The 16703-nt window shown below is 33.6% G+C and carries 14 protein-coding genes and 1 pseudogene; 2 read left to right on the top strand and 13 right to left on the bottom strand.

Annotated features, from left to right (window positions below):
- Positions 1–289 precede the first annotated feature (289 nt).
- The 9 genes and pseudogenes from CPHY_RS10600 to CPHY_RS10560 all read right to left on the bottom strand — a co-directional run bounded on the left by CPHY_RS10600 (position 290) and on the right by CPHY_RS10560 (position 9777).
- Positions 290–2023: an ATP-dependent metallopeptidase FtsH/Yme1/Tma family protein gene (locus tag CPHY_RS10600; protein WP_012200071.1), complete on the bottom strand. Its 1734-nt coding sequence runs from the start codon at positions 2021–2023 to the stop codon at positions 290–292.
- Positions 2024–2567: 544 nt separating this feature from the next.
- A complete protein-coding gene (locus CPHY_RS10595) occupies positions 2568–3281 on the bottom strand; it encodes a DUF434 domain-containing protein (RefSeq protein WP_012200070.1) in 714 nt (237 codons plus the stop codon).
- A 182-nt stretch (positions 3282–3463) separates the two neighbouring features.
- Positions 3464–3832, bottom strand: a pseudogene (locus CPHY_RS10590) (aminoglycoside phosphotransferase family protein); the annotation flags it as partial.
- A 114-nt stretch (positions 3833–3946) separates the two neighbouring features.
- Positions 3947–5278 carry an FAD-dependent oxidoreductase gene (locus CPHY_RS10585; protein WP_012200068.1) on the bottom strand — a complete coding sequence of 444 codons (1332 nt, stop codon included), beginning with the start codon at positions 5276–5278 and terminating at the stop codon, positions 3947–3949.
- Between the two features lie 302 nt (positions 5279–5580).
- Positions 5581–6201, bottom strand: coding sequence for a hypothetical protein (locus tag CPHY_RS10580; RefSeq protein ID WP_012200067.1), 621 nt, complete (start codon positions 6199–6201; stop codon positions 5581–5583).
- Between the two features lie 368 nt (positions 6202–6569).
- The gene (gene queG / locus CPHY_RS10575) at positions 6570–7562 is read right to left on the bottom strand and encodes a tRNA epoxyqueuosine(34) reductase QueG (protein WP_012200066.1); all 993 of its coding nucleotides are present in this window, start codon (positions 7560–7562) and stop codon (positions 6570–6572) included.
- A 230-nt stretch (positions 7563–7792) separates the two neighbouring features.
- A complete protein-coding gene (locus CPHY_RS10570) occupies positions 7793–8158 on the bottom strand; it encodes a RidA family protein (protein WP_012200065.1) in 366 nt (121 codons plus the stop codon).
- Positions 8159–8308: 150 nt separating this feature from the next.
- Entirely contained in the window at positions 8309–9232 is a 924-nt protein-coding gene (locus CPHY_RS10565; protein WP_012200064.1) for a helix-turn-helix transcriptional regulator, read from the bottom strand.
- A 20-nt stretch (positions 9233–9252) separates the two neighbouring features.
- On the bottom strand, positions 9253–9777 hold the full coding sequence (locus tag CPHY_RS10560) for a GNAT family N-acetyltransferase (protein WP_012200063.1): 525 nt from the start codon (positions 9775–9777) through the stop codon (positions 9253–9255).
- Between the two features lie 252 nt (positions 9778–10029).
- Between CPHY_RS10560 and CPHY_RS10555 the strand changes: the two genes are divergently transcribed.
- Together CPHY_RS10555 and CPHY_RS10550 are read left to right on the top strand one after the other, a co-directional pair.
- Positions 10030–10230, top strand: a complete 201-nt coding sequence (locus tag CPHY_RS10555; RefSeq protein ID WP_012200062.1) for a DUF6440 family protein — start codon at positions 10030–10032, stop codon at positions 10228–10230.
- Positions 10231–10328: 98 nt separating this feature from the next.
- Positions 10329–11249 (top strand): MerR family transcriptional regulator, encoded by a 921-nt coding sequence (locus CPHY_RS10550; RefSeq protein ID WP_012200061.1) that lies wholly within the window; start codon positions 10329–10331, stop codon positions 11247–11249.
- 188 nt (positions 11250–11437) lie between these two features.
- Here the strand turns inward: CPHY_RS10550 and CPHY_RS10545 are convergent, their stop codons facing one another.
- The 4 genes from CPHY_RS10545 to CPHY_RS10530 all read right to left on the bottom strand — a co-directional run bounded on the left by CPHY_RS10545 (position 11438) and on the right by CPHY_RS10530 (position 16570).
- The gene (locus CPHY_RS10545; RefSeq protein ID WP_012200060.1) at positions 11438–12706 is read right to left on the bottom strand and encodes an amidohydrolase; all 1269 of its coding nucleotides are present in this window, start codon (positions 12704–12706) and stop codon (positions 11438–11440) included.
- Between the two features lie 168 nt (positions 12707–12874).
- On the bottom strand, positions 12875–13834 hold the full coding sequence (locus tag CPHY_RS10540) for an ABC transporter permease (RefSeq protein WP_012200059.1): 960 nt from the start codon (positions 13832–13834) through the stop codon (positions 12875–12877).
- Entirely contained in the window at positions 13825–15036 is a 1212-nt protein-coding gene (locus CPHY_RS10535) for an ABC transporter permease (protein WP_012200058.1), read from the bottom strand. Before CPHY_RS10535 ends, CPHY_RS10540 begins: the two co-directional genes overlap by 10 nt.
- On the bottom strand, positions 15026–16570 hold the full coding sequence (locus CPHY_RS10530) for an ABC transporter ATP-binding protein (RefSeq protein ID WP_012200057.1): 1545 nt from the start codon (positions 16568–16570) through the stop codon (positions 15026–15028). The genes CPHY_RS10535 and CPHY_RS10530 overlap by 11 nt, the downstream gene beginning before the upstream one ends.
- Positions 16571–16703 lie beyond the last annotated feature (133 nt).

Raw genomic sequence — 16703 nt, 5'->3', positions numbered from 1 at the left:
CGTTTGAAATGTCAATAGATTAAAAAATAAACAGAATTATAGAGAATGCAACTATTTATTTTAAGATTAACTAAATGAGGAAGAAAGGCATTACCACATTCGAATATCTTAAAATTAAAAAGGAGTAAGCAAAAAAAATCCGAGAGCAAAAGTCTCGGATTTTTACTATATAGAGTGCTTAATTATAAATCAATTTTATTCATGCTTTTTTATCATACAGAATCTTTAGTTATGCTTTTTTATCATACGCATCTTTATTATACAGCATCTTTATTATAAAGCTTCTTTACTATACTGCTTCTTTTAAACAAATTCTATCGATATCTTCACCTTTCAAAGATTCCTTTTCTAGAAGTTCATTTGTAATTTCTATAAGAAGTTTTTTGTTTTCAGTCATAAGTTTTTTTGTAGTGTCATATAACGCATGCATCTGATTACGGCATTTATTTAAAAAGTCTGTATCATACTGATCTTCTAATACTACAGTACTAAAGAGACCCATTTCATCATCCATACCGTATTTATTTAGGTAATCAACTAGCATGGCAGATGCTTTTTGGATATCATTGCTTGCACCAGTAGTAATTTCTTCTTCACCAAAAATAAGTTCCTCTGCTACCCTTCCAGCCAATAATATTTGGATACTACATAGTATCTGCCGCTTGGACTGATATAAAGAATCCTTTGGAATTGAGAGATTAAACCCTCCCGCACCTTTTACGCTTGGTATAATGGTAACCTTTGAAATATATTGTTCTGGTTGTAATAATTTCGTTGCTAGAGCATGTCCTGCTTCATGGTAGGCAGTAATACTCTTATCTTTTTCTGAAATAAAACTTCGATCTTGTAAAGGGCTACCTGCTATTACAGTATAGAAAGCTTTATCCACATGTGATGACTGAATATAGGATGATTTTTCATTCGCAGCTTGAATGGCTGCCTCATTTAAAAGATTTTCAAGCATAGCACCACTAAAGGACACCGTATTTTTTGCAAGTACCTCTAAATCAACATCATCACCAAGTGGTTTCTTATCACCATATAGCTTAAGTATCTTTTTTCTTGCAAGTATATCTGGCAAACCAACTTCAATTTGTCTGTCAAATCGGCCTGGACGTAATAAGGCTTCGTCTAATGTATCCAAACGGTTTGTTGCACCAATAACGACGATACCTTTATTTTCATGGAAACCAGACATTTCGGTTAACAAGGCATTTAAGGTTTGGTCGCGTTCATCATTACTAGCTGAGGTACTTCTGGCTCTCTTCTTACCTATTGCATCAATTTCATCTATGAAGATAACAGCTTTTTCACTTTTTTTTGCTTTATTAAATAATGTACGGATACGACTTGCCCCGACACCCACATACATCTGTACGAAATCGGAACCGCTCATAGCATAAAAAGGTACACCAGCTTCTGTTGCAATGGCTTTTGCAATTAATGTCTTTCCAGTTCCAGGAGGGCCATAGAGCATTACCCCTTTTGGCATTCTGGCTCCAAGTGCACTATACTTTTCAGGTTCTTTAATAAAATCAATGATATCACCCACCATGGATTTTGCTTCAGCATTACCAGCGACATCACCAAGCTTCACTCTATTTTCAGCTTTTTTATTTTTTGCTGCATCTTTCATTAAAGGTTTATCTTTACCACCGCTTGTTCTAATGAATAAAAACACACCTGTTCCGACAGTAATTATTAGTATGATCTGAATTACCTTAGTTGCGGAATAAGAGTCACTGTTGTCGACTTTAATATTCCTAAGTAATAAGAATTCTGTAAAATTCTCTGTCTTTGGGTTCGGAACAATATAAGTTGTATCCTTATCTGAATTTAAAATTACCTTTAAAGTACTGTCATTTTCTTTAAATTGAACGGATGCTACCTGATTTTGGTTTACAGCATCTAAAAAAGAGGGGTAGGTCATCTCCTCTTTCGTTACAGACAGATGGAGGGACATCAAAATACCTGAACATGCAAGAACAACTGCTATCAGGATAATCCAATATAGTTTCTTCATATCGTAACCTCCTATGGTTTCACGGATACCAAAAAGCTTCTTCCGTTATTATAAGATATATATTTACAAATATCTACAAATTATATTTGGATAATATGTTTTTTAATGCCAGATGCAAGTAACTTCGTATTCCTATGATGTGTTTTTTAATACTAGATATAAGTAACTTCATAGTCCTATGGTAAGCGGATGACAGTTTACAGAATTCAAGATTTTCACATTTTAGATTGCGCCCATCCTGGATGCATATACCCCTATCAATAAATGGATTACTGAGAAATAATAAAACGACTAGTTAACCGGAAGATTTGGTTTAGATTATAGAATGAACAAAAATAGTAGATTTCTAACACGAAACAGTATAGAAAATTTATACCAAAAATAGGCGGTAGATTCTATCTTCCCCGCCAATTTTTCATCTATTGAATTAAAATAAAGAAGTTTAATTAATTACATTAGTATAAGCAAAACTACATATTGACTATGATTTATCCAACATAACGACCAACCATCGTCTTCTCACATCTCTTGCAAGAGAACATTTTCAAAAGGGGAACTTAACATACCATGCATTTGGTATATGCTCATTAATAATTACTCTATTTAAATTAACCCAGCTAAGACACTTATTAAGAATAATTGCATCACTTGTGATTACATAAGGTTTTGTCTCTAGTGTTTTATCTACATCATGTAATACGATTGCTTCTGTTAATATGGCATAATCAGCAGATATCTCCATAATAAGACTTTTTAATCTGCCTGAATTAGAAACTGGCGAATCAATATAAAAGATTACTTTCCCAACCTTACTGTTCCAAAGCTGACGAAACAATAAATGAATCGCTTGTTCTGTTTTATCAATTACATGATAAGTTCCACGAAGACCTGCTAAATCCCTTATCGTAGAATCCATACACTCAAGTAACAAGGAGTTCGAAAGTGCCACTTCTAACGTTATTATTGTATTAAATGCATCGATATGAACCTCAGTATTGGAGAGTTCTTCTAAGGGAATGTGCTTACTTTTTCTTAATAGTATATCATTCGGTGATGATACTGCTCTCATTATTGCAAGACGTTGTCGTTCTGATAGCATGTAATGGTTTCCGATAAAGGTAGCTGCACCTTTTGTAGGATACCCTCGATCTAATAGATAGTTTAATTCTTGTGAAGCAATGCTTAATTTTTGAATCCAATCACATCCAAATTCAATCTCATCCTTTTCTGCATAACCTCTTCGGGTACTTTTACTCATGAGCACACATTCCTTAATCTATTATTGTATTATTCTCATATTCATCTACTTTTCTTCGATATATCGATTTTTAAACCTAATTCATAGTAAGGAAAAGTTAACAAAGTAACCTTTTTCTTATCCCTTGTCATATAGAAAATCACATATATCCTATTTTGCCATAATATTATAGTTTTTATTTCTTACTTCAACATTTTTTTGCAAGCCTGATACCATGTTGGTACTGGGTTTTGCATATCGTTATACCACATAAGAACATCTTGCGATTGTTTCATCATGATATCAATATCATTTTGTCCAAGAGGAATAGCCCAGTAAATTGACGATAATGTATTACTTGCAATGTATAAAGCAAGTAGTTTAAAAAACTCCATTGGTGGTTCTCCACCGAAGTAGCCATTTAGTTGTCCTGTAGCAAAATGCGGACTTGACTGTGCACACCATACAATACGATTAAATTCTTCCCATGGGTCGCCAAAATCATAACGGTCAAAATCAATGATAACAAGTTTACCATTTTCTATCATCATATTTCCGATGTGGTAGTCACCATGTTGAAAGGATTGTTAGTCCCTATAGGTAAGAGTAAAAAAGTGTTATTTTCATTAAGGAATATTTCTTGCGCTATTACAATGTCTTAGAGCATCGAATTATTTATTATGCTTTTACAATGCTTTTAATGCAACCGTATTTAATAAACTCCATGGCTTATTAAAATGTGGTTGGAAAAAGAAATCTGTCATTGCAAGTTCTTCCACTGTCATATTGTTTTGAATTACAACAGAAAGTGTATTCATATATTGAGTTAAGTCAATCTTCGAAATAATCTGTCCACCTAGAATTCTTCTAGTATCTGTATCATAGACAAGATTTATTGTTGCAGGTTCAAAGGTCGGCATAAATTCTGGTCTATAATTATCTGTTACGGATACACTAGCGACATTCATTGTGGTTGTCGTTCTTGCTACTTCCACTGTTAATCCTGTAGAAGCGATGTTATAATCATAAATTTTAATACCCGAAGTTCCCTGAGTCCCCATATACTTAATCGTAGGTTTATTTATATTTCTTGCAACTAATGTACCCATTCTAACTGCATTGGTAGCTAGAGGAATATAACGATAATCTCCAGAAGGATTGAATTTAACAACACAGCAGTCGCCAGCTGCAAATACATCTTCCTGGCTTGTTCTCATATATTCATCAATAATAATCGCACCATTTGGTAAGGTATCAAGTTTTCCTTGTACTAATTTTGTACTAGGAGCAAATCCTATGCATAGAATTACTAAATCAGCATCATAAGTACCATTCTCTGTAACTACCTGATTAACTTTTCCATCCTCACCAAGGAATTTATTCACTTTTTCACCTAATACTAATTGAACGCCACGAGATGTAAATTCATTTTCTGCAATATCGGTAAAATCCTTATCTAAGTATTTTGGAAGGATTCTTTGCTCTGCATCGATAAGAGTTACTTTTTTACCTAGTACCTCAAATGCTTCTACTAATTCAACGCCAATATATCCTGCACCGATGATAACAACATTGGATGCATTTTGAGATTTTTCAATGATTCTTAAAGCATGGTCATGATTTTTGCATAACTCGATATTCTCTAGTTCTCCTCCCTCAAACTTTGGTACGATTGGCCAAGATCCGAGTGTTAAAACTAGCTTGTCATAGCTATCCTCAAAAGTCTCTCCTGTTACTAAATTTTTTACTTTTAGGACTTTATTTTCAAAATCTATATCCAATACTTCATGCTTCATTTTAGTAATGACACCTGATTTGTTAAGATTTTCTGGTGAATTATAAAACAAACTATTAGTATCCTTAATTACCTTTCCTACATTCAATGCGATACCGCATGATAAAAAAGATATGTTATCATTCTTCTCATAAATTGTGATTTCACTATCTGGATGAAGTTCCTTTAAATTAACAACTGTTGCTGTGCCAGCATGAGTACATCCTACAACTACTACTTTCATCGTGATTACCCCTTCCCATAACTTTCTTTATAAACAATAATAGTAATGATTATGATATATTTTTAACAAACTCTATTATACCACCTATACTATTAAATTACAATTATATTTTAATAATACTTTATGTGATTTTAAAATTAGTGTGTCGAATTAGAGAAATTATTAATAATACAAGGAATCGATGGCTCTCTTTCCGTTAAGAAAAAAGAGAGCTTACTGATATGAGTAAGACTCTCTATTGTTAAGCTATTAATATTGTTCTAAATAAAATGTAGCAAAGTTTTTAGTATCCTTATTATAACTTAAATATCTTCATCTTCTTCTAAGATTTTATAAAACAAATTTACAATGTTTTCATATGATTTATTGTCGATAATACTATACTGACCATCTTTACCAAATTGCATTACTGTCTTATCACCAGTTATAAAAGTATAATATTCTAATATCGAGCCATCCTCAAAAATCCAATTTATCTGATAACAATCGCTTAATTTATCAATATCAACACCCGGCCACGCTGATGATTTTATCATAAAATCAGAGATTGCATTATTAACAACGGTTATCTCATTCTCAGATAGGACTTCAACATTTCCATCTATCGTACCGTTTTCTAGATGTATTAATTCGTAAGTAAACTTTACAACGGAATCTTTCTCTGCCTCAGAACTGGTAGGATCTAGAGTGTTCTGATTATTTATCTTATCATTTTCATCTAAGGTCTCTTCTATTTCTTTATTTTCTGTTAAATCTCCGTCTTTTACACTGCTGGTAGATGCACATCCAACGAGAAGTACCGTAACAAAGAAAATTTCACATAAAGCAAATTGGAAACGTTGACTGATTCTTCTTTGAAATATCAGCCGAAGAAAAATAACTGCTACAATGAAGCTTAAGAATGTTATGATACACTCAAACATGATTCGTCCTTTCTGTGCGTATGTACGCAGCTATATCTTCTACATTTCTCTCTTTAAATCTGGTTGAATAGATTCATTAACTATTTCTACATTCGATAATATACCTTCTTTTGCAAAATACCTTACAAAAACAAAAAAAGCACGCTTCGCGTACTTTCCTTATTATAAACGACGCTCATATACATATTTTACCATCCTACATTACAAGTGTCTACTAAAAATCAGATCTGTATTTGGTACGTATTTTACATTTGTATAGAGTACATCTAAATCATAATAGTATAAAACTCAATAATAAAGACTCCTTATATAAGGCTTTACATAAAACATAAATTATAGACTTCACATAAGATATTTTCATAATATAACTATTCTTTCACATCACGTTTCTTCAGCAATCGTTCAATATAATCATTGATATATGGGGAATCCCCTCGTAACTTAGTGATATCTTGATTTTCTCTATGCATACGGAGAATTGCATTTCTTTTAATCACGTTCTTTCCTCTCCACTCGCAAGAAGTATTGCTTATCTTATCTTTGAAGAATTTATTATCCATGGAAGCAAAGATTTCCATATCCTCATTCATATAACTTAAGGTTTTAAAGTCATCTAAAACATTAGTTTCAACTTCTTCATTATAAGGGCATTTTAGTTGACAATAATCACATCCAAAAACATTACCTTTTAAGAGACTAATCTCCTGATCGGATAGGTCTTTCTTTTGAGTGAGGTAGGATAAACAGATATTTGGATTAATTTTGGTTTGATTGATTGATTTTGTTGGACATTCATGATAACAGAGTTTGCAATCACCACATTCTATATACTTCGGAATTTCATGATAAGTTCTAACATCCTCCAAATCCATCTCTAAGTCTGTTATAACTTCTCCTAGAAAAACATACGAACCATATTTCTTAGTAATTAACATATTATTCTTACCAATAAAGCCAACACCTGCTAAATAAGCGATGTAACGCTCAGGAAGAGCATTACTGTCTACAAAACACTCCGCTTTTCCTCCAAGGCTTTCAATGTATTCACACACTTTGTTGAGATAGGATTTCAATACTTTGTGATAATCGTTACGTTTCGTATAAATAGAAAATCCATTTTCTTTATACTCCTCATCATGGTAATAAGGAAATGCAATGGATATAATTGTTTTCCCGCTCTCCATTGTAAGGCTCGGATCGATTCTCTTTTCAATGTCCTTCTCTTCAAATTCATTTTGTAAGTTCTTCTCTTTTCTTTGCTCATAGAAATCAATTAATTCAACGAATCTTCTACTGCGTATAAAACCGATTGTATCAAGGCCTAATGACTTACAATAATCTTCTATCTGTTGTTTCCACATCTTAAATCACTCTTATCCTTACTAATAAAAAACTATTCTTTCCCTTACTTAGTTCAAAATTTTTTTTAATATTCAAAAACTTCTTTTTCTTATCGTTTAAATCATTCTTTTTCTTACCATATAAAATTTTGGTTATTAAATAACTTAAAATAAATTCTTCTTTAGGTGATTAATTTTTAAACATTTTTAGCTAATTCTTTTATGGAATTCATATTGATATTATCTATCTATTACTTCCGATAAGCGATTGCATCAATTTGAGCATGTAATCCATCTGCTCCTCCACAATGAGCAAATTCTGTTTGTATTGTTATTCTCGCTGGATAATTCCCAGCAAATCTCTCTTTAAACACCGTTTCCATAATCGGGATATTCCATGCATCTCTCAGTAAGACGGTAACTTTAACTACATGCTCAAGAGTTAATCCTAGTTTCTTTAAGTTATACTCCATACAATTAATCGCTCCGTGAACTTGTGCTTCTACTGATTGCCCCACGTTACCAACACAGAAATTTAAAAATACAAAATCTCCTGCCTCTACCATCTCAGACCATGCGTTATCCTCATTAACCTGATATCTCTTAATATTACTCATTATAAACCTTAGTAATAGAAAATACAAACTTACTTAATGAAAGTATATCATCTACTACTTGCTCCTTTCCTAGTATAGGGAATATCCCTTCCTAAGAAATGTATCAAATGAACTATGACAACAGTACGTCATTATTCAAAATTATTCTTTTCATTCAATATTTTTATATTGGTTTATAACTTCACTGCATGTAGCAACTACCCTCTCTATAATTTCAGGCGGTTCTATAATTTTTACCTTATCTCCAAAAGATAGTACTGTTCCAAACCAAAATTGTTCATTTTCCGGTACCATAATCTCATATAGAAAATCACCATCCGAATATTCTTCAATAATAGTACCATTTAGATATTCTAAGCATCTGGATCGTATACTAGAGGAACACCTTAGCTTTATCGTTGTCATGGTACGGGTTTCATTTCTGCTTTCCCAGATATGCATAGCATCCTTTGGAATATGCAGCATCGTATTTTCCTGATCGTGTATGGTTAAGTGCTCCATTCGAATTAACTTATACAAACAATAAGTTTCATGGCTTGGTTGATAAGCTAGTAAATACCAATGATACCATTTGTAAATGATAGATACTGGTTCTACAACAGCGGATTTTGTTATATTATCTGTATTTGTATAGGTAAACTCTACTATGTGCTCTATTTTTATCGCATGACTTAACATGGAAAGTAAAGAGTTGATTCCCTTGTGCTCATTTGCAACACCTAGATCAATTACGATACTCTGAGTGGAATTCTCACCTAAACTCTGTAACTTCTCGATCGTATTCTCAAGTTCTCTGTCTGGATATGCCGTTGATAAACCTTTTAAAGCTGCGAGGATAAAGGAATAATCGATCTCACCTGCCACTTGTTTCTCCATTTGAAATGTTTTCATAATCTCATAACCCCCATCCACGCCGAAGGTCGATATGACAGGAATACCTGCAAGACATAAAGAATCGATATCTCTCATAATTGTCCTAGTGGAAACTTCGAAGCGATTTGCTAAATCCCCAGCAGACGTACGTTTATGGTTGAGTAGGTAAATGGTTATTGCTAAAAGTCGGTCAATTTTCATATGATATCACCCCTAAAAACCTATAAGATATACTCTAGTTGTATATCTTTTGGGTCTATTGCATAAAGTTCTTCATTTATTTCAGTTGCATCTATACATCCAAGGTTTCTATAAAATGCAACCGTTTCTTCTGCAGAAGCTGAGCAAATGTATAACTTTTTAGCGCCTAACTTAAGAGCACATTCACCCAATCTATGAAATAGCTCTTTTCCAATCCCATGATTTCTATCATTTTTAGATATAAATATCTGATCAAGAAGCAGATAATCTTTCTTCTCACCAAATAAATCTGCATTTAATGTAGCATATCCAACCATAGTACCGTGATTAAAACAACCTATCGCTTTGCCTCCTCCATCTAGAGAATTAACAAAGTGTTCTTTGTGCCATGGTAAACCATTTGGCAATTCCTTTTCTAACCAATTGATTTCAACTAAGGTTAGTTCACCATCTTTTTGTCTCCAAGCTTTATGTATAAACCATTCCGCATCGATTTCCTCGATTTTATGTACATCTTGAACTGATAAATTTTTATATTGATACATCTTGTTCCCTCCTAAATTTTCGTTATATGATTGAGGATGATATCTATTTGTAGAAAGGTACATGTTGATATAAAAACCAGTAGCTACATTATATTTTAGTCTATCATACTAGTGGATTTTGTGCATCACTTTGTTCGTTGCAAGTTTTTTTAGAATTATTTTTAAGCTAGCTAAATAGAAGCACACTTGCTTGCATAAAAGACAGTATGATATCATGTATGGTAATAAAGTAAAATAAAGGAGTATTGTGACATGAAAAATAAACGATTTACAACTGTCTATTCACAAGGTGTGTTGAGAGTAATTGAAATTATAGTTGACCGTGAAACAGGTGTTCATTACTTATGCAATGGTGTTTTATTTTTCTATACGATGACACCGCTTCTTGATAAAGAGGGAAAACCGATTGTAATTAAGGACTTAAAAGAAGTATTATATAAACTCAAAAAGTAAGCTAGCGGATGTGATTTCTAAGAAAAAAAGCTCTTGCAATTGTCGCAACGTCAAGTGTTAAAATAATTTTAGAGATATCTCTGAAAGGAGTAAAAGAAGTGAATAATCTAATCGCAATCCATAAACTCTCTGCGCAGCTAGGGCTGACGAGCCGTACTTTGCGTCATTGGGAATCGGAAGAACTTTTTTGCAGTAAAAGGGATAATGATTCTGGATGGAGAGTTTATGATGACAATGCAGTTCTATGTATTCATATCACAGCATTACTAAGAAAATTTGATGTTCCGATATGTGAAATAAAGACTGTTATGGATAACAAAACGTTTAATAAATTACAAGAAGTTATTGTTAACAGACTTTCTGCTTTAAAAGCTCAAAGGGTTGAAATTTCTAATAAAGAAAATCAGTTGGTTCTGTTCTTGTCATTTTTACAGGAACAAAGTGATCAATTGATAACGGATGCAAATATATCGAAACTGCTGGCAAACATAAAACTGACTAATGAGTTACAATACGAAATGGAGGAGTTAATCATGTTAAATCAGCAAGAAAATAGTAAAAATCTAAGATTTATCACACTACCCCCAATGAGGGTCGCATACAACATTGCAGTGAGCGTTTCGCCCGAAGAGGAGGCAATGATACCCGTTATAGACTGGTTAAAATCAGCAAATCTAGCAGGAACAGCACGTTTGTTTGGTGGAAACATGAATCCAATGCCAAGCGGAGAAGGTAAGCCTTATGGATATGGCATGTGCGCTTCTATTCCTGATGAAATAGCTGTTCCGGATAATCTTAAGGAAATGAGATTACCTGGCGGGTTATATGCAATGCTTGAAAGCAGTGATGATATCGGGGGCTCATGGAAAACCTTAATGGAACTACTATCAATAAATGATAAATATGAATCTGATCACTCGAAACTATGTTTTGAAGAACATATTCGTAATGATAGCCCCGATGGAAGTAAAAATGAGTATTTTCTAAATCTACTGGAACCAGTGAAAATTAAAAAGTAATATCAATATTGAAGGCAGTGACTCTTTATAATGTCACTGCCTTCAATATAAGTAAAATACTAATCTTATTATTCAAATTTATGCCTAAAACGTAAAAAGTATGGAATGAAAACGGTTAATGAATGGAATATCTCTCGATAGCTTCATAATCTTAAAAAACTACTGTATCATATCTCTCGGTAATTAAATTATCTCATACGATTTATTATTTCATTCGCCTTCGCATAAATAGCCTCTGGATCTTCTCCTACGAAAAATTCACCATTTTCATAGAGTATCTTGCCATTGACCATTGTTAATTTAACATTGGTTTTACTTCCGCTATAGACAATGTTTTTAGTAATGTTATTCATTGGCTGCATATTTGGCTGATGTAAATTAATCATGATTAAATCTGCTAATTTTCCTTCAGCGAGACAATCACAGTCTGTAAGACACATCGCTTTTGCACCATTTACAGTTGCCATCCTAAGAACTTCATTTGCATCTACTGAGGACGCATCTTCATTCTTTAATTTAGAAAGTCCTGTAACTAAGAACATCTCACGAAACATGTCAAGACAATTATTGCTTGCAGGGCCATCTGTTCCGATTGCTATATTAATTCCAAGTGATAACATATCTTCAATACGTGCAATTCCACTTGCTAATTTCGTGTTAGAACCAGGATTTGTAACAACTGAAACTCCTCTTCTCTTTACGATGTAAAGGTCTTCATCGGTCATATGAACACAATGATATCCGCCACCACCAAAATCATAGATACCTAAGGAATCAAGATATGCAGTTGGAGTCATTTGATTTCTTGATATACATGCATCAACTTCTGCTTTTGTCTCTGAGTTATGGGTATAAACTGGAGCTTTTAGCTGTTTTGCTAACGAAGCTAAATCCATAAGTGTCGCTCTATCTATTGTATATTCCGCATGAAAACCGAGTTGAAATGAAACTAGCTCATGATAATTATTGTATTTTTTGTACCAATCCTCAACCTGTGTTACAGAATGCAAAAAGTTACTTACTCCACCACAAAGAACGGTTCGAAATCCAGTATCTATCGAAGCCTGGACTATCGTATCTGGTGTAATATACATATCAAAGTTTGCTGTCATACCACTAGTTAGGTACTCTAAGATGGCTAGTTTTGATAAGTGATAGATATCATCTGGTGATAATTTCGCTTCCATCGGAAATACCTGTTTATTTAACCAATCATGCAATGGTAAATCATCAGCGTAGGATCTAAGAAATGTCATAGCAGAATGCGTATGAGTATTCTTAAATCCTGGCATTAATAGATTCCCTTTACAATCAATTTCTCTATCCCATGAAATCTGGCTTTCTCTTTCGGTACCTACATAAGAGATTCGATTATTTGTAACCCAAAGCTCTCCTTCTATGATACCACAATCGTTTTGCATAGTAGCGATGCGAGCATGATAGAATCTAATATTCATAGTTTACCTCATTTCTGCGCTGCTTTTTTCTCATAACAAGTTTGTAGCTCAGCGCAGATACAAATTTGTTTAGTGAAATTCAACCCTCACTCCTAATTAATTTTATAGGAATTTATACTGCAATTGCTTATAAATTAAAAACTCTCTTTGGTATAGGTATCTTTTATTCTAACGTTTTCCTTTATCGTAAATTTCACCAAGTGCAGATGGTGCACGATTATGCTTAGAGAAAAATACAAGTAAAAGCATTGTTAATGCATAAGGTAAAATCATAACTAGGTCTGAGTAGGCACTTGGTAATTCTAATATCTGGACAAGCTGATACCCACCAGATCTTGCAAAACCAAATAACAGACAAGCTCCTAATGTCGGAAGGATTGACCAGTTTCCAAAGATTAATCCCGCGATAGCAAGGTAACCATATCCAGTGTAAATACTACCAGAAAAGTTTGCAGAGATAGAATATGCAAAACTAATACCAGCTAATCCAGACAATGCACCAGATACGATAACTGCAACTAGACGAGTCTTTGCTACCGAGATTCCTGCTGCATCGACAGCATGAGGATTTTCCCCACACGCTCTTACATGCAATCCAAATCTTGTTTTATATAGAATATACCAAGCTATAAATGCAATTACAATGATAACAATTTGAAAAGGGTATATGTTTTTAAATATTGCCCCGATTACAGGTATCTCTGATAAAACAGGTATCGTAAGTTTATTAGAAACACCTAATACGAACTTATCCGAAGGTGCATTAAATAATCCACGATTAATCTGTTTTGTTAAAAAGGTAGTTAAGGATAATGCTAAAATATTAATTACAACACCACTAATTACTTGATTTGCTTTAAAACGAATACATAAAAGTGCATGGATTAAGGAAAATACCATACCACCAAGCATGGCTATAAATAATGCAAGATAGAATGGTACAGAGGAATCTGTTCCAAGGGCTCGCATTGCTAGAACAGCTGCAAATGCTCCACAAAATGCACCAAATCCTTGTAGACCTTCTAATGCAAGATTTGTTATTCCACTCTTTTCACAATAGATTCCGCCAATTGCCATAATAAATAATGGTAATGCAAAGGATAACCCGTCTATAATTATTAATTCCATTTGTTATCCTCCTTTACTTCGGTTGATTCTATTTTTTTCTCTTCTTGTTTTCCCTCTTTATGAAAACTAGATCTTATATCTTGCAATTCTGTAAGAGTTTCGCTCTTCTTCTCTTCTGATTTTGAACTTATTCTATCAATCTTATGTCTAATATAAAAACTGCAAGCTGAAAATAGAAGTATAATTCCAGTAATAACAGAAGCAATTTCAGCTTCTACACCGGCAGCGGAACTCATATATGTGCTACCTTTATTAATAATAGAAATTAATAAGGAAGAGAATAAGATACCAACAGGATTCGAATTACCAAGTAGTGCTACTGCAATAGAATCAAATCCTATACTAGGTAACACCTTCGGTTGAATCGATCCAAAGTATCCTAGATAGTAAGTAACACCAGCTAGTCCGGCTAATGCACCTGAGATTGCCATAGCTAATACCATATTTTTACCCACATTCATACCAGCGTATTTTGCAGTATTTTTACTTTCGCCAATTGCTTTTAGCTCAAAACCAACTTTGGTACGATTCAGTAAAAACCTAACAACGAAAACTAGTATAATCGCTAGGATTATAGAAAGCGGAATATCCATCTTATAATTTCCTATTTTCATATCCACTAAGGTTAATCTTGCTGCTTTACTTACTGGATTTGATTGTCTGGATACAGGATTAATATAGTACATAGTAATAAAGAAACTAATCACATATTGGGCGATATAGTTAATCATAATGGAGGATACAACCTCATTGATATTATAACGGTGTTTCAACCATCCAATCAATCCGCCAACCAATGCTCCCGTAAGAATACTAATTAAAATAACGAGAGGTTTTGCAAGAAAATCATTAAGTGAGCTATACCCAACCACTATGGTACTAACAAAACCAGCAGTTAACATCTGACCCGCAACACCTATATTAAATAACCCTGCCTTTAACGCCACTGCAACCGCAAGGGAAGCAAATAGCATAGGTGTCCACATGTTAAGTAAGCTAAAGAAATCCGTAATCAATCCTTTATACCCTGCATAAGAAGGCTTTGGAAGTATACCGGCACCTTGTAAAATATTATAATAAACACTGATAGGATTCTTACCTAGGCCAAGTAATACAACTGCTCCTACTAGTAAGCTAACAATAATCGCAATGATAGGAACCATAATGGCTTGAACTTTACTGTTTTTTAATTTATTTCTCATTGTTATGCCCCTTCACTCCCATCATAAATTCTCCAACTTCTTTAGTCGTAAGTGTATCTGCTGGTGCAATTTTTTGTAAACTACCATTATAAATTACTCCAATGGTGTCTGCGCAATTCATAATTTCATCTAGTTCTAAAGAGATTAGTAAGATTGCTTTTCCTTTATCTCGTTCTGAAATAATTTGTTTATGAATATTCTCAATTGCACCTATGTCCAGACCTCTTGTTGGTTGAACAAATATAAGAAGTGGAGATTCCATCTCTATTTCACGAGCGATAATTGCCTTTTGCTGATTACCACCACTCATAGAACGAACGATTGTTTCATTTCCTTGACCGCTTCTTATGTCATACTTCTCAATTAAACTGGAGGAATAATTTGAAAATGTCGCTTCTTTTAGAATGCCTTTATGGCAAAAGGGCTCTTTATAATATTTTTTTAGTGCTATATTATCTTGAAGAGTAAAATTCATCACTACACCATAGCTTTGTCGGTCTTCAGGAATATAGGAAATTCCTTCTTCCGTACGTCTTCTTATGCTAGCTTTTGTGATATCTTTTTCATTTAACCAGATAGAACCAGAAGTAGTTTTCATTAAGCCAGCAATTGAATCTGCAATTTCAACTTGACCATTCCCTGCAACACCAGCTATTGCAAACACTTCTCCTCCATGGATGGTAAATGAAACATCTTTCACCACTTCAAAGTTATCTTCATTTTTAACAGTTATATTTTTTACTTCGAGAACCGCTTCTTTAAACTTCGGTTCAATTTTTTCAAGGCGGAAGGTTACTTCACGACCTACCATAAGATTTGCCATTTCCTTTGTGGATGTTGTAGCTACATCAAGAACTTCGATCAACTTACCTTTATTTAAAATGGCGCAGCGATCTGCTACTCGTTTAATCTCATCTAATTTATGTGTTATTAATATAATTGTTTTTCCTGCATCTCTAAGTCCTTCAATTATTTTTAGAAGGGAGTCAATCTCTTGTGGGGTTAGAACAGCGGTTGGTTCATCAAAGATTAAGATTTCTGCTTCTCTGTAAAGCATTTTTAATATTTCAACTCGCTGTTGAATCGAAACTGGAACTTCCTCAATTTTTTTTAGCGGGTTTACTTCTAATTCATATTTTTCTGATAAATCCTTGATTGCCTGATTGGCTTTTTTCATATCAACGTAAGGTAAGATACCAAACAATCTTTTTGTCTTCTCCAAACCAAGCACAATATTTTCTGTAATCGTATAATTTTGTACTAACTTAAAGTGCTGATGTACCATTCCAATATTAAGTTTTGTTGCATAACTTGGGGAGGATATTACTTCTTTTTTCCCTCGTACCCATATCTCACCCTCATCTGGTTCGTACATTCCAAAAAGCATACTCATGATTGTTGACTTTCCGGCACCGTTTTCTCCTAAGATAGCGAATATTTCGCCCTTTTTTATCTGAAGAGTCACATCATCATTAGCTACAATACCAGGAAACCTTTTAGTAATATGCTTCATCTCAACTATATAATCTGGCATCCTTATCCTCATTTCTACGTAACATTTTGCGATTTCAAGTTTGTGGTTGCAGCGTCTTAAACACCTGCAGTATGAAATATTACATATTCCCACTTATCTAATAACAAATACAGAGGCTGCTGCAAATTTCATC

The organism is Lachnoclostridium phytofermentans ISDg (genome assembly GCF_000018685.1).
In the GTDB taxonomy this organism is placed as follows: domain Bacteria; phylum Bacillota; class Clostridia; order Lachnospirales; family Lachnospiraceae; genus Lachnoclostridium; species Lachnoclostridium phytofermentans.
Note: the sequence above shows the minus strand (reverse complement) of the source record. Positions and strands in the feature narration are given on the sequence as shown.